14 protein-coding genes and 2 pseudogenes are annotated in these 14026 nt (G+C 48.0%); 8 read left to right on the forward strand and 8 right to left on the reverse strand.

Annotated features, from left to right (window positions below):
* Positions 1 to 53: 53 nt before the first annotated feature.
* Both V3C10_07605 and V3C10_07610 read right to left on the reverse strand, forming a co-directional pair.
* The gene (locus tag V3C10_07605) at positions 54 to 1058 is read right to left on the reverse strand and encodes a sensor histidine kinase (protein ID WVP63659.1); all 1005 of its coding nucleotides are present in this window, start codon (positions 1056 to 1058) and stop codon (positions 54 to 56) included.
* Entirely contained in the window at positions 1055 to 1720 is a 666-nt protein-coding gene (locus V3C10_07610) for a response regulator transcription factor (GenBank protein WVP63660.1), read from the reverse strand. Before V3C10_07610 ends, V3C10_07605 begins: the two co-directional genes overlap by 4 nt.
* 260 nt (positions 1721 to 1980) lie before the next feature.
* Here V3C10_07610 and V3C10_07615 point away from each other — a divergent pair, with 260 nt between their 5' ends.
* From V3C10_07615 to V3C10_07640, 6 genes are all read left to right on the forward strand, one after another.
* Positions 1981 to 2490 carry a DedA family protein gene (locus V3C10_07615; protein ID WVP63661.1) on the forward strand — a complete coding sequence of 170 codons (510 nt, stop codon included), beginning with the start codon at positions 1981 to 1983 and terminating at the stop codon, positions 2488 to 2490.
* A 40-nt stretch (positions 2491 to 2530) separates the two neighbouring features.
* The gene (locus V3C10_07620; GenBank protein WVP63662.1) at positions 2531 to 3802 is read left to right on the forward strand and encodes a glycosyltransferase; all 1272 of its coding nucleotides are present in this window, start codon (positions 2531 to 2533) and stop codon (positions 3800 to 3802) included.
* 94 nt (positions 3803 to 3896) lie between these two features.
* Positions 3897 to 4889: a spore photoproduct lyase gene (locus V3C10_07625; protein WVP63663.1), complete on the forward strand. Its 993-nt coding sequence runs from the start codon at positions 3897 to 3899 to the stop codon at positions 4887 to 4889.
* Positions 4890 to 4893: 4 nt separating this feature from the next.
* On the forward strand, positions 4894 to 5271 hold the full coding sequence (locus V3C10_07630) for a hypothetical protein (protein WVP63664.1): 378 nt from the start codon (positions 4894 to 4896) through the stop codon (positions 5269 to 5271).
* A 267-nt stretch (positions 5272 to 5538) separates the two neighbouring features.
* Positions 5539 to 7053 carry a DUF1538 domain-containing protein gene (locus tag V3C10_07635; GenBank protein ID WVP63665.1) on the forward strand — a complete coding sequence of 505 codons (1515 nt, stop codon included), beginning with the start codon at positions 5539 to 5541 and terminating at the stop codon, positions 7051 to 7053.
* 3 nt (positions 7054 to 7056) lie between these two features.
* Positions 7057 to 7767: a hypothetical protein gene (locus V3C10_07640; protein ID WVP63666.1), complete on the forward strand. Its 711-nt coding sequence runs from the start codon at positions 7057 to 7059 to the stop codon at positions 7765 to 7767.
* Positions 7768 to 7787: 20 nt separating this feature from the next.
* On the opposite strand, the gene V3C10_07645 is transcribed toward V3C10_07640, so the two are convergent.
* The 3 genes and pseudogenes from V3C10_07645 to V3C10_07655 form a co-directional block, all read right to left on the reverse strand.
* A complete protein-coding gene (locus V3C10_07645) occupies positions 7788 to 8390 on the reverse strand; it encodes a cytidylate kinase-like family protein (protein WVP63667.1) in 603 nt (200 codons plus the stop codon).
* Positions 8383 to 9717 (reverse strand): annotated as a pseudogene (locus V3C10_07650) (MATE family efflux transporter). Before V3C10_07650 ends, V3C10_07645 begins: the two are co-directional and overlap by 8 nt.
* Before the next feature lie 401 nt (positions 9718 to 10118).
* The gene (locus tag V3C10_07655; protein WVP63668.1) at positions 10119 to 10289 is read right to left on the reverse strand and encodes a hypothetical protein; all 171 of its coding nucleotides are present in this window, start codon (positions 10287 to 10289) and stop codon (positions 10119 to 10121) included.
* A 295-nt stretch (positions 10290 to 10584) separates the two neighbouring features.
* Here V3C10_07655 and V3C10_07660 point away from each other — a divergent pair.
* Positions 10585 to 11498: pseudogene (locus tag V3C10_07660) on the forward strand (LysR family transcriptional regulator).
* Here V3C10_07660 and V3C10_07665 read toward each other — a convergent pair.
* From V3C10_07665 to V3C10_07675, 3 genes are read right to left on the reverse strand one after another with little or no spacing between them, the layout of a single operon-like run.
* Positions 11464 to 11979, reverse strand: a complete 516-nt coding sequence (locus tag V3C10_07665) for a hypothetical protein (GenBank protein ID WVP63669.1) — start codon at positions 11977 to 11979, stop codon at positions 11464 to 11466. The pseudogene V3C10_07660 and the gene V3C10_07665 overlap by 35 nt on opposite strands.
* Complete coding sequence (locus tag V3C10_07670) at positions 11976 to 12770, reverse strand: flavodoxin family protein (protein ID WVP63670.1); 795 nt, start codon at positions 12768 to 12770, stop codon at positions 11976 to 11978. Before V3C10_07670 ends, V3C10_07665 begins: the two co-directional genes overlap by 4 nt.
* Positions 12767 to 13318: a PadR family transcriptional regulator gene (locus tag V3C10_07675; protein ID WVP63671.1), complete on the reverse strand. Its 552-nt coding sequence runs from the start codon at positions 13316 to 13318 to the stop codon at positions 12767 to 12769. The genes V3C10_07670 and V3C10_07675 overlap by 4 nt, the downstream gene beginning before the upstream one ends.
* 193 nt (positions 13319 to 13511) lie before the next feature.
* Here V3C10_07675 and V3C10_07680 point away from each other — a divergent pair, with 193 nt between their 5' ends.
* Complete coding sequence (locus V3C10_07680; protein ID WVP63672.1) at positions 13512 to 13778, forward strand: DUF3795 domain-containing protein; 267 nt, start codon at positions 13512 to 13514, stop codon at positions 13776 to 13778.
* Positions 13779 to 14026: the final 248 nt, after the last annotated feature.

The following is a 14026-nucleotide window of genomic DNA, read 5'->3' on the forward strand; positions in this document are numbered from 1 at the left end:
TAGCCGCCGAGGATACCTCATCGATTCCCAGTATCCTTGACAGCCATTTGCAATTATCTGCTTCTTTTCATATGAAAGGTAAACGAAGTTCCATTTCCCCATTCCGAATTGAGTTCCAGACGGATATCCATTTTGTCACATAGATTTTTGCACAGGTAAAGTCCCATTCCAGTTGATTTCTGGTGGGTATGTCCATTTTCACCGGTGAAGCCCTTCCGGAATACGCGGGGGACATCCTGGCTTGGAATTCCGATTCCATTGTCTGATACGGTTATCGCAAGCATCCCGCCCTCCTCCTCCCGTGCATCAAAAGAGATCCAGGATTTTTTCTCTAAATCCCGGTATTTCACCGAATTTGTGATGAGCTGGCCAAAGATGAATTCCATCCATTTGGGATCGGTCAGAATTTCATACTCCAGATCCCCGAATTTTGGAAACACCGAAGACTCTATCATCATCTTTCTGTTTTTAGTAATTGCGCCCATAATCAGCCGTTTCACATTGACCGGCTGAACCAGATAATCGGCTTCCAAGCTGCCGCTTTTGCTGTAATAAAGCATTTGTTCCACATAGGCCTCTATTTTTCCTACTTCCTCCTCCAGACTGGACATTACAGGGCTTTTATGATTTTCCATTATCAGCCGTTCCACTGCAATCGGTGTCTTGATCTCATGGCTCCATGTCTGGATATAATCCTTATAATCTATCATTTCCTGTTGCTGCCTCGCAATGATGTCATTTAAATACTTTTCATCCTTTACTAAAATCTCATATAAAAGTTTACCATCATAAAAACTGGGAACGGTGAGAAGTTCCGACAGGTAATTTTTTTCTTCCAGCTGATCTAATATTCGTTCCACCTGGTCATAATATCCTTTTTTCCGGAAACAATCCCAGGCTCCACACAAAAAGAACCCTAAAAAAAACAGACTTTCCACTGCAATGATAACCGGGAGCTGTGTTCCCATGATAAAAAGAAACAGTCCTGTAAAAAAAAATGTTAACACGGAAATCCAGATGGCAATCCATTGATCCTGGATATATTCTGTAATTTTCATACCAGATACCCCAGTCCCCGTTTTGTAATCAGATAATCTTCCAGTCCCAATTCCGTCAGCTTCTTGCGAAGACGGTTAATATTAACGGTCAGAGTACTGTCCTCCACAAATTCTTCCATTTCCCACAGCTGGCAGATTAAATCATTTCTGGAAATAATAACGCCCGCATTTTCCATCAACGTTTTTAAAATTCCCAATTCATTTTTTGTGAGATCAACTTCTTTTCCCTGATAAGAAGCTTTTCCTTTTAAAATATCGAGAGACAACCCCCTGTGATTTAATACCAGACATTTCCTTTTTCCATAGGCGCGGTTTAGAACGGTCGAAATGTGGGCCAGCAGAATATGCATATTATAAGGTTTGGTGATAAAATCATCCGCCCCCAGATTCAGGCTCATCAGTTCGTCCAAATCGCTGTCGGAACTGGTTACCACAATAATGGGAACATCCTGGGTCTTTCGCACCTCCTGGCAGATAGCGAATCCATCCTGCACCGGCAGATTCAAATCAAGCAGCACTAAATCCGGTGCCTCGATTGCTATCTGCTGCACCACATGCTCAAAATCCTCAATTACACTGCAGGAATATCCTTTCTTTTTCAGCGCTGTGCTCAATTCTTCCCTGATTTTCACTTCATCTTCCACAATTAAGATCCGTTCCATCTTTTGCCTCCCATTGCTTCTTATACCTCTTGCTTTGTTTTAATCTAATCACAAAGAGGAACAGCTGTCAACTAAATCCAGAGGGGAGGTAATTTAAGAAAAAGAAGCAGCCCGCTTTCAGTAAAGACCAACTGGCCGGAACGCAAGTAAAGCAACCCCCAAGTTTATTGTTTTTTATCATCTCTTTCATTTTTCTTTGGTTTTTTCTGCACACGCACTTTTGTTTTCTCCGATATCCTATTTTAAAAGGAGGAGTCAAAATGGACATTCAGACATTAACACGTTTTTTTCTACAATATGGAGCCATATTTATTTTCCTGATCGTACTGCTTGAGTACCTGAACCTTCCAGGGTTCCCGGCCGGGGTGATTATGCCGCTGGCGGGCATCTGGGCGGCTAAGGGGAATATCAGTTTTCTGGCAGCCATGGTGATTACGGTCAGCGCCGGGTTATTGGGCAGCTGGATCTTATATTTTTTGGGAAGAATCGGCGGTGCGTTCTTTTTGCCATGGTATGTGAATCGCTTCCCAAAGCAGGAACCTCTTATTCAAAAGAATCTTGAACTGCTTCGGCAAAAAGGAGCTGCGGGGGTGTTTATCAGCAAACTGATTCCTATGATACGCACGGTGATATCAATTCCGGCTGGAATGATTAAAATGGATTTTCTCTCATACAGCATCAGCTCCGCAGGCGGGATTTTCATCTGGAATTTCGTGCTGGTAGGCGCGGGATACTGGATGGGGGATTCGGCCTTAAACCTGTTTACATAGCGGGCGGGGAAATGAGAAATAGACGCAGGAGGATGAATTGATGAGAATTGCAATGTTTACTAATAATTATAAGCCATTCATCGCAGGAGTGCCAATATCGATTGAGAGATTGTCTGAGGGGCTGAGAAATGCCGGACACGAGGTATATGTTTTTGCTCCCGACTATGGAAACTGCGGGGAAGAAACGTATGTAATCCGGTACAAAACGCTGTATAAAAAGGATGAAACCGGGATTGTGGTGGGAAACTGTTTCGACGGCAGGATAGAGAAGGAGTTCGCCAGACTCAGGTTCGATGTAATCCATGTACATCATCCACTGCTGTCCGGACATGCCGCCCTCTACCTTGGTAAAAAATATGGCATTCCGGTGGCATATACGTACCACACCAGATATGAGGAGTATCTGCACTATTTTAAGCCGTTTCAAGCGTTCGGCCCGGCACACCGTCAGGGAGGAACGCCAAAATTCGGCAGGGAGGCTCTGGTACGTCAGTACATAAAAGCCTTTGCCAACTCCTGTGACATGATATTTGCACCCACAAAAATGATGCGGGACTGCCTGGAAAACTATGGCACGGACACCGGAATCGGGATTCTGCCAACGGGTCTGGAGGACAGTTCCTTTCAGGAGGATTCTGGGTCTGCCAAAGCAATCAGGAGACAGTATAAAGGAGATAAAAAATATCTGTTCAGCACAATAGCCAGGCTTGAAAAGGAGAAAAACCTGGATTTTCTGCTGGAGGGAGCGGCGGCCCTAAAACGGCGGATGGGAGACTGTTTCCGCATCATGGTGATCGGGGAGGGAAGCGAGCGCGGACATCTGCAGGGGCTGGCCGGCCGTCTGGGAATTGGTGAGAATATTATTTTTACAGGAAAGGTAGAAAACCGGAGAATTAAAGACTACCAGTTTGCCAGCGATCTGTTCCTTTTCGCCTCCAAATCGGAGACGCAGGGAATTGTCCTTCTGGAGGCCATGGCGGCGGGAACGCCGGTGATTGCGGTCAGGGCCAGCGGCGTATCAGATATTGTAGAAAACGGCTGCAACGGATACATGACCCAGGAAAATGCGGAGCAGTGGGCCGAAGCCGCAGGACAGGCCCTCTCCGGACGGGAACATTACCTGGCGCTTTGCAGAAATTCGGTAAAAACCGCCTCGAACTACCGTTCCACGGAGATTGCGGCTATGGCGGAAGCGTATTATTATCAGATGAAGGATCGCGACAGAAAGAAAAAAGGTTCGGAAGCGATGATGCAGTTTCTTTTTTATCTTAATCCATGCAACCTGTTTAAAGAAAACAAAAATATGGTTTGAATGGCAGACGGCCTCTTTCATGATTTTCCCGAAACGGCACATACTATCGGAAAACAAGATCCGTGATGTGCCAGCGGCCGGAAAGGGAAGAATTATGAAATTTGATGCGGTATACTATGAACCGGACAGCCTGAATTATGTTTTGGGGAAGGAACTTAAGGAAAAGTATGGTGATTTGCCCTGGCTGCCTATTGCCAGCCATAATTCCATCAAAGAAATGCAGGAAAAGCCCAACTCGGAGTTTGGGAAAATGAAGAGAAACCTGATAGTCGGAATCCGAAAAACCCACAAATACATCGAAAACCATAAGGTGTCGGATTACCTGGTACCCTACACGTCGTCGGGCTGCACGGCTATGTGCCTGTACTGCTATCTGGTTTGCAATTATAATAAATGCGCCTATCTCCGCCTGTTTGTGAACCGCGAGCAGATGCTGGACCGCCTGATTAAAAAGGGACGGGAGAGCAGCCCCGCTGTATTTGAAATCGGCAGCAACAGCGACCTGGTACTGGAAAACGTCATAACTGGAAACCTGCTCTATACAATACCCAGATTTGCTGAGGAGGGGACGGGAAAACTCACATTCCCATCCAAATTTGATATGGTGGATCCGCTTCTGCCTCTGGAACACAGGGGGAAGATTATCTTCCGTATGAGTGTGAATCCACAGGAACTTATCAGGCGGATTGAACTTGGCACCTCGGGACTGGCGCAGAGAATCAGCGCGGTCAATAAGATGTGTGAGGCGGGATATCCCTGCGGGCTCTTAATTGCACCGGTAATTTTGACGGAGGGATGGAAAGAAATGTATACGGGCCTTCTCGAAGAGCTGGAAGAGGGGCTGACCGCGAAGATGAAGAAGCAGATGTTTCTTGAAATTATTCTGATGACCTATTCCTATGTGCACCGGGCAATCAACAGTGAAGCGTTTCCCGCCGCGCCCGACTTATATGACGGCGAACGGATGACGGGAAGGGGCAGAGGCAGATACTGTTACCGTGAAGATTCCAGAAAAGAGGCCGAAGACTTCCTGCGGTCGGAGGTAAAACGAATCATGGGTGATGTCAAAATACTTTATATCAGTTAGAGCAATGGTTACTGTTCATAGGCTTAGAATCGCGGTCAGGGCGGCAAAAGAGTATCTGGACGGGACAAAAAGCCTTAAAGAGGTGAAACCGGCTCTGAAAGAGGCCGTCCAGGCCGCAAGAGACGCGGAGGAAGAACCGGCGGCCCAGGCAGCGGCCCGCGCCGTCTCAACGGCATGCACGGTGCTCCATTCACCAACGGGGGCGCTGGGATTCACATTTTACGGTGCCGCGGCTTATGCCTACAGCAGTGGGGGGCTGAATGAAAAGCAGAAGCTCTATGAGGAGCTGGCAGAGACGGAATTAAAGAAGATACTGGAATCACTGCAAAAAGCGGCCGTTCCGGATGAGAAAAATCCGGTTAAGATTAACTGGAACTGTTAGAGTGTGTCTGAAAGCTCATTCCTGCCATCGGCACGCCCCAAATTTCCCACGAAGCGCAATGCACACCAGACGGAAACCAAGATTCAAATACACTCCGGGCTGCAATAATTTTAACGCGGGCTTAACACCTGGATCTGGTATCTAAATGGACAGGTGACATAAAATATGATACAATTATTATAAGTTAGCGCTCAATAACAAGCGCGCGCCTGTAACCGTTAACCGGATATCTATTCATGAGGTATTCATTCAGGAAATGGAGGTTATTTGAATAAGAAATTAAAAGAAAAGATACAGGAATCATTGACAACGGTTCTTCCAATCACGACAGTGGTATTGCTGCTGAGCATATTTTTACTGCCGATTGACGTGGGGACGGTTGCCCTGTTTTTAACAGGAGCATTTTTTCTGATAGTAGGCATGGGTTTCTTCCAGCTTGGAGCGGAAATCACCATGATGCCTCTTGGGGAAGGCGTTGGACAGCACCTGGTGAAAACAAAGAATTTAGTAATAACAATTGTGGTATGTTTTGTTGTAGGAGTCATTATCACGGTGGCGGAGCCGGATCTTCAGGTTTTGTCCAATCAGGTTCCATCTATCCCTAACGCAGTTCTTGTCTGGACCGTTGCGTTCGGCGTCGGTATTTTTACCATTGCCGCGGTTCTCAGAATCTTAATGAATATCAGCCTTTTGAAAATTTTGATTGTTTTATACCCTTTGCTGTTCCTTGTCTCGTTTTTGGTGCCGGCGGATTTTACGGCAATCGCCTTTGATTCGGGCGGAGTGACCACGGGGCCTATGACGGTTCCCTTCATTATGGCTCTCGGCATCGGTTTTTCGTCTGCCAGGTGCGACAAAAACAGTGACAGCGACAGCTTCGGCCTTGTGGCCCTGTGCAGTATCGGGCCGATTCTCATGGTATTGCTTCTCAGCCTCTTTTTCCATCCCGGGGATGCATCATATGATATGGCTGAAATTGTAGAGCTTTTTACAATGCAGGATGTGGTTCATCAGTTCATTATTGCCCTGCCTGCGCAGCTGAAGGAGGTATCGGTTATTATTTTCCCCATACTTCTTGTCTTTATCATCTTCCAGTTATGTACGAAACAGTACAGAATAAAACAGATTTTGCGTCTGCTGGTGGGACTTCTGTATACGTTAATTGGAACGACCCTGTTTCTTACGGGCGTCAATACCGGGTTTGCGCCGGTTGGGACCCTGCTGGGAGCGGAACTGGCCGGAAGTCCGTTTAAGTGGATGCTCGTTCCCGTCGGAGCGCTGGTCGGATTCTATATTGTAAAGGCGGAACCGGCGGTACAGGTCCTGAATAACCAGGTCGAAGACATCACAAACGGTACGGTATCCAGAAACTCGATGAACCGCTGCCTTTCAATCGGCGTTTCGGCTGCGGTGGCCCTGGCCATGGTCCGGATTCTGACCGGCGTCAACATATACTGGATCCTGATTCCGGGATACATACTTGCCCTTTTTATGGCGAAAAGAGTTGAACCTATCTTTGTGGGGATTGCCTTTGACTCCGGCGGCGTTGCCAGCGGCCCAATGACATCCACGTTCCTGCTTCCGATGGCGATCGGCGCATGTGTGGGCGTTGAAGGCAATATCACGACGGATGCATTCGGCGTGGTGGCGCTTGTTGCCCTGGCTCCGATTATTGCAATTCAGGCCACCGGCCTGGTATACGCATACAAAGCAAAACGGCTGCCGGTTACGGCTGTCTCTGAAGAGACAGATTATGAGTTCATCGATCTGGAGGAGGAATAGAAAATGGAAGGGCACAGCGACAGTTTGTTATTGAGAATGCTTGTGATTATCACCGATAAACCCGTTGAAAAGAAGGTAGTAAAGATACTGGACGACTTTCAGGTGAAGGTCAGATACCAGTTCCGGGGAAAAGGCACGGCAAGTTCGGAGTTTTTGGAAATCTGCGGACTCAGTGAATCCGGCCGTATCATAACGGCAGGGCTGGTACTGAAAGGCAGTGTGCACGGCGTATTTGAAGCGCTGGAAGAAAGATTAAAGATCAGGGAAAGAGGAAGAGGCATTGCGTTCACAATTCCTGTAAACGGCCTTCAGAACTATCTGCTCAAACAATTGGAGGAGGATCAGGCAGAGGCCGTATGCGGGGATATGGACAGGAAGGAGGAGGCTATGAAAGAAGAGATGAAGGAAGACATTTCATATGTTATGATTTTTGCGTCCTGCAACCAGGGATACAGCGGGGAGGTGATGGAGGCGGCCAGGGGCGCCGGGGCCACCGGCGGCACGATCCTGAAAAGCAGAAGACAGGGACTGGAGGAGCCCGTCAAATTCATGGAAGTCTCCATCCAGGAGGAACAGGAGGTAATAAGCATTGTTGTTCCCAAATGTATCAAGAAGGAAGTAATGAAAGAAATCAGTGAAAAGTGCGGATGTCAGACTCCGGCCAGAGGAATGATTCTATCCCTGCCGGTGGATGAGATTATCGGTTTATCATAAATACCGCTCCATTCACCCCGTCATTTTAAAAGGTTTGCTATTGCGGGAATCCTGTCTTTAATCACCATGTCCGTTGTATTGAAACAGAAGTCATAGTTTGCTTTATCGCCCCACACCTGGCTGGTGTAAAAGCCGTAATACCGGGAGCGGTTTTTATCCACCCTCTGTATATGCTGTTTCAGCTCTTTGTCGGAGAGGGATTCCTGCGGCTCAGCTTTTTCACGGCAGCGTTTCATCTTGCTTTCCATTCCCGCATATACGAAAATACGGATGGGATTTTGTTCCTGCAGGATGTAATCGGCGCAGCGGCCTACGATGACGCAGGCCGATTTGTCGGCCATTTCCCTGATAATACGGCTCTGTTCCTGGAAGATGGTGCAGTTCTGCTCCAGGATAATATTTTCCCTGGGGTAGAAGCTCCGGCCGATGGTGATGGGAAACATGGTGGCCGGGCGCTGTTCCACAACCTGGCTGATGTACGTCTCCGACAGGGCCGTCCGTTTTGCAATTTCCGCAACAATCTCTTTGTCGTAATAGGCAATCCCGAGTTCCCCGGCAAGGCGGCGTCCCAGTTCACGTCCGCCGCTTCCAAATTCACGTCCAACCGTTATAATTCTATTCATTGTCAATCCTCCCTGATAGTTTTTTCGTGTAGCTGCCGATAAGGGCGACGACGGCCACAGCCACGACAGCTTCCGTGATCGGCATGGCAAACCAAAGAGAATTGGCTCCCGCCATCAGCGGCAGTGTGTAAATCAAGATTCCACTTATAATAAGTCCCCTGGAGACCGATACGAAGAAAGAGGCTCCCGGTTTCATCAATGACTGGAAATAATAGGTGGAAAAAATATTCAGCGGAAGCAGCAGGAAGGAAATTCCGTAGCTTCTCATAATAAACGGCGCAATGCGGTAAATCTCATCGGTCGGAGCCATGAAAATCCGGATAAACCCGTTGGGGAAGGCAAATATCAGGAGAGTCCAGATGACGCTGAAAAAACATACGGAATAGAGCGCGTATTTCAGCGTGTCTTTAATGCGGTTCCACTTCCCTGCGCCGAAGTTGATGGAGAAAATCGGCTGTGACGCCTGCCCTACACTGTATGCGCAGCACTGTACAATTGTGCTGATGTTGACAATGACACCGTAGACGGACAGGGAATCGGCTCCCAGATATTTCATAATCTGGCGGTTAAACAGCATGGTCAGGATACCCATGGCAATATCGATGAAAAAGGTGGAAAAACCAGTCACGATGATTTGCCTGAATTTTACCATAAACTGAACCGGTTTGTCTATTTTAAGCGTGTTTCTTTATGAAAAGAAATGGGTGAGCATAACAGCAAATGTTATAAACGCCCCGGCGGCCGTAGCCAGGCCGGCTCCCATAATTCCCATGTCCAGTATAAAAACAAAGAAGTAATCCCCGAACACATTGAAGATTCCTCCCGACAGCACCGCAGCCGTAGCCAGGCCGGGATTGTTGTCGTTTCGCAGAAATGCCGCCAGCATCTGGTTAAACAGAAAGACCGGAACAATAAATTTAACCGGCAGAAGATACTGTTTGGCCAGTGGGAGAAGCGTTTCCTCCGCCCCGAACAGAAGCAGCATCTGTGTGTCGAAAAGTACGATGGCAAACCAGCAGGCCAGTCCAAGCAGTAATGTGGAGATCAGGGACGTTGTGAAATACTGGTTTTCTTTTCCCCTGTCCCCGCTGCCCCTGGCGGCGCTGAAGAGTACGGAACCGCCGATTCCCGTCAGCAGCCCAAGGCTGTAGATGATGTTCCAGACCGGCGCAACCACGGCCAGCGCCGCGGTGCCGCCGGGGCCCTGGTACTGGCCGACCATGGCCATATCCACAAGGCCGTAGATAGAGCTTATCAGGGCGCTGCCGAATGCGGCGCTCAGATACTTAAAGTAGATGTTTTTTACATTTCCCTGTAACAGATTCATGTCGTGTTGTCCTCCTTTTACTGAACTAAGAACGTAATTTCCTGTGAATCAACAACGAAAAGCACGCTTCGCGGACTTTTCATTGCCACTCAAAAAAAGCCGGACAGGATAACAGGCTTCTCAGCCTGCCACCTTATCCAGCTCATCATTTCCAAACGAATGACTCACCCTCCGAGTGAACAGTGGATAGTATACTAAATGAAATCCTGAAAGTCAAGTGTTTTTCTGCGGCATATTCACTCCCTTCCGGCCGGGGCGGAAAATGTTGTAAAAACATGAAAACCGGGAGGAAACTGCTCCTTGAAAGAGCGGTTTCCTCCCGGTCATAAATCGTCTGAAGGAATCCACGGCAGCCGCCGTAAACCATTCATCATGTCCATGTTATATCTTAAGAACCGTACTTATCTGCGGCTGGTAAGAGCTGACGTATAAGGCAGATTTCTGGCATCGCTGATGCCGAGCTGTCCTGCAATTCTTGAGAGAAGGAGTTTGCACTCCGCCTCGGAAAGAAGGTTTAAGTCTTTCTGGGACCGGGAAGCCGGAGCTGATGTAACGGAATTGTCTCTTTTCATAGGAATTCTCCTTTCATACCATGTGTTGTGGGGGTGAACAGTAACCTTTTAATTCCCCGTCCTGATTTCTTGACAAATCAGGTATTGCAATATTATTATGGGGGATGAGGAATCAAAAGTGTTGTTTATGTTGAAAATAATATAACACGATTGAATCATGATGCCTATTCCCGGTTCTGTCATAAAGATATAAGTAATTTGCAATACGAGAAACGGTAGATCTTATGCCTGAAACAGTGCCATGATGCGGAAAAACGTTTTAAAACCAATCTTTTTCAGTCTGGGAGGAAAGAAAATGTACACGAAAAATCCGGAATATTTTTTAACGGTCGCCAGGGAGGGAAGTATTTCCAGGGCGGCGGAAAAGCTGTATTTGTCACAGCCATATCTGAGCCAGTGCATCGGGAGGCTGGAACAGGAGCTTCAGATCAAGCTGTTTGACCGGAGCCACACCCCCCTTGTCCTGACGGAGGCGGGGAGGCTCTATCTCAGTTATCTGGAAAGCGTGGGGACGCTAACCGGCAAGTTTGAATCGCAGGTAGAGGGGTTGAGGACGGGCAGCAGGCAGACCCTGAACGTGGGGATGACGCCGTGGCGCGGTTCCGTACTGCTCCCGGATATTCTTCCGGCCTTTGCCGCTTCACATCCAGAGGTGAGGATTGTTCTGCACGAGAACCATTCGAATATACTGTCGGGGCTTTTGGAGGAAGACAAGCTGGATTTTGCTTTAATGAATATCCCGAATAAGATGGGCGGCTTTGTCTATCAGGCTGTTTTTATGAGAAGATGTTTCTGGTGGCTAATAAGGCCCATCCGGCGGTGCGGGATAAAAAGACTTCCCATTCCCATCCCACATATATCGATATGCAGGAGCTGCGGGGGGAACGCTTTATCCTCCTGCCGAATGAGCAGGTAATGGGACAGGCGATGGAAAACCTGTTTGTGAGAATGAATATGCAGAATGCCGATATTCTTTATACGACCAGCAGCACAACGGCGGTCAATCTGGTCAGCGAAGGATTCGGCATCACCTTTCTGCCGGAGGGCGGCATCCGCCATGTGCCCCACCTGGACCGTCTGGCGCTCTTTACCGTGGACGATCCGCCGTTTTGCGTGCCGTTACTGATTCTCTATAAAAAGAACGCATTCCTGACGCCCCAGGCAGAGGATTTTATTACAATGACGAAAGCATTTTATGCGGGACTGTAGGGGACGTTTCCGGCCCGGCTTCCGGAATGATTCCGATTGCCAGGGAGGGAAGAGCGGCCTGCCACGGCGCCCCGCCGCCTGTCACCATCAAAAGCCCGATCGCTGTGGCGGTAAAAGCGCCGATTCGTTCATTGGGAGTGGGGAGCCAGTGAAAATGCAGGAGCATCACAAGGCTGCCCGCCAGGATTCCAGCCGCTCCTCCTGAAACGGGATCAAAGGGCGTTAAAATCCACATTGCCAGGTAGGGGAGCAGAAGGAGTATCATATTGGAGCTTTTCTGCGGCCTGCCGCCGGACTTTGGCGGTTTTCCGGAGCCGAAGAGCTCATCCATTCTGGTCATGACGCTGAAATCGCCCAGAACCTTGTAGAGATGGTTCATCAGCGCTTCGGCCCCGTCGATTTCTCCCCTCGAAATCTTCAGCCATGTTTCAAAGGATGTTTCAATCCTTGTGGTATAAGGGGAGAAATCTTCTGTTTTCACGGTGCATCGTCTTTTTTGAAGTTCCCGCCATCTGCCATCTTCATTTCCCAGTCTGCATTTGCCATTTCCACAAAAATATGGGGCGGATACAGAAGCTCTTCCAGTTTATTCTGCGTTTCCTGCGTAAAAACTCCGTATGACGAATATTCCCTTCCCGCTTTTTTGACATGGGACAGGTACTCATCGATGCGCACAGACAGCTCCGGGACACGGAACAGTTCCCCCTCCGGACAGAGAATTTTTGTAAGCCTGTCTCCGAACAGTATCTCAAACTGACGTATCAAGCCGTCGTAATTGCCTTTTGCCGAGTAAAAACCGCATGTAGAGATTAAAAGATGGCGCTGGTGCGACAAATCATACCGGGAGGGATGGCGGTTCGTACCATCGCTTTCCACTTCAATCACAGGGAAAAAAAGAGGCAGCAGCCGGTCCATAAAGGCCTTGATTTGCGAAGGCATACCGAAGAAGTAGAGCGGGAAGCTCCATATGACCAGCTCGGCGTTCACATACTGAGCGAGCAGTCCGGCCATATCGTCTTCGAGGACACACCGGCCGGGCGTTTTGGTCCAGCAGGCATAACAGCCGAGACAGCGGCCGATTTCTAAACTGCCGATATCCACCGTTTCGATCTTATGTCCGCCGCTCTCAACAGGTTCGCTGTCCCTAATTGATCCGTTATCCGCCGTCTGCCCGTTCTCCCGGGCATTAAGTCCGTCCAGGAAGGCAGAGGTTATGCGGTAGGTGTTGCTTTTTCCGCCTTTCGGGCTGCCGTTTAATACGAGTATATTCATTGTAATTTCTCCAGAGTTTTGATGGCTTCTTCCGCAAATTCAAGGCAGGCTTTGATATGCAGCTCCCCAAAGCGGGCGGTAAGCCCCCAGTAAACGGGTTCCCGGTTTTGTGAAGTGAACTGTGAATAATGTTCGATACTGCCGCCCACTGTCTTCAGGGCATCCAGCTCCTCCAGGCATCTCACTTTATATTCCTTCAGCATTTTTATATTATCGCCGGCGTTTTTTTCACCCGAGAAAAAGAGTTTCATTAAAAAGGTGCTGCGCGTCTGGAATTCGTTGTCCAGATTGTTCTCAGAAAGCCAGTCATGCAGTTCTTTCCTTCCCGATTCGGTGAGGGAATAGAGCTTTTTGTTCGGTTTATCGGTCTGGTAAACGATTTCCGATGTGAGCCAGCCGGACTGCTCCATTCCGTTCAGTTCACGGTAAATCTGGCTTGTCTGTGCCTTCCAGAACAGGAAAAGGGAATCCTTAAATGTTTTGTCAAGCTCGTATCCCGTCATGCTGCCGTAGCTTAGCAGACCCAGCAGTCCATGTTTTAATGACATACGAATACCTCCTGTCTATATTATACTTTTAGTATATTATACAAGTGTAATATAATCAACTTGTATTTCAAGAGTTTTCGTCCAGAACCGTCTTTATTGGGAAAAGGCGTAATCTTTGCGACATGACAGACTGTTGTCATGTTTCCTCTGATATAATAAGCCATAAAAAGACAAAAAGTGGAGGAAAACAGTGATGGCTGAGTCGAGATGTGGTATTTTATGCGGAGAATGTGAATATAAAGAACAGATGGGGTGCCAAGGCTGTGTACAGATTGACAAACCGTTCTGGGGAGAAAGCTGTCCCATAAAAGTCTGTTGTGAAGAGAAAGAACTGGAACACTGCGGACTGTGTGATGAATTTCCCTGTGGCCTGCTGAAGCAGTTTGCCTATGATGAGCAGCAGGGGGATGACGGTAAACGCATTGAACAGTGCAGATGCTGGGCAGAAAACGGACGGTAAAACCGGATATTATATATAATAAAAGTAAAAAGCGTCCGTCTTTGCTCCGGGTCCCGGCAGAAGCAGTGACGGACGCTTATCCCGTCTGTTATGCCGCGATTGGCTGGGATATGGTATGCAAAGCAGAATTTCACTGATAGAATGCCGCAGAAAATGCAGGCATGGAGAACGGTAGGTTTAATGATAATAATTCTCTTCTAAAACTATAGACAAGTCAAAGTGTGTTTGTGTATAATTTGGTTAGTTAA

The sequence above is a fragment of the [Clostridium] symbiosum genome, from assembly GCA_036419695.1.
GTDB lineage: Bacteria > Bacillota > Clostridia > Lachnospirales > Lachnospiraceae > Otoolea > Otoolea symbiosa_A.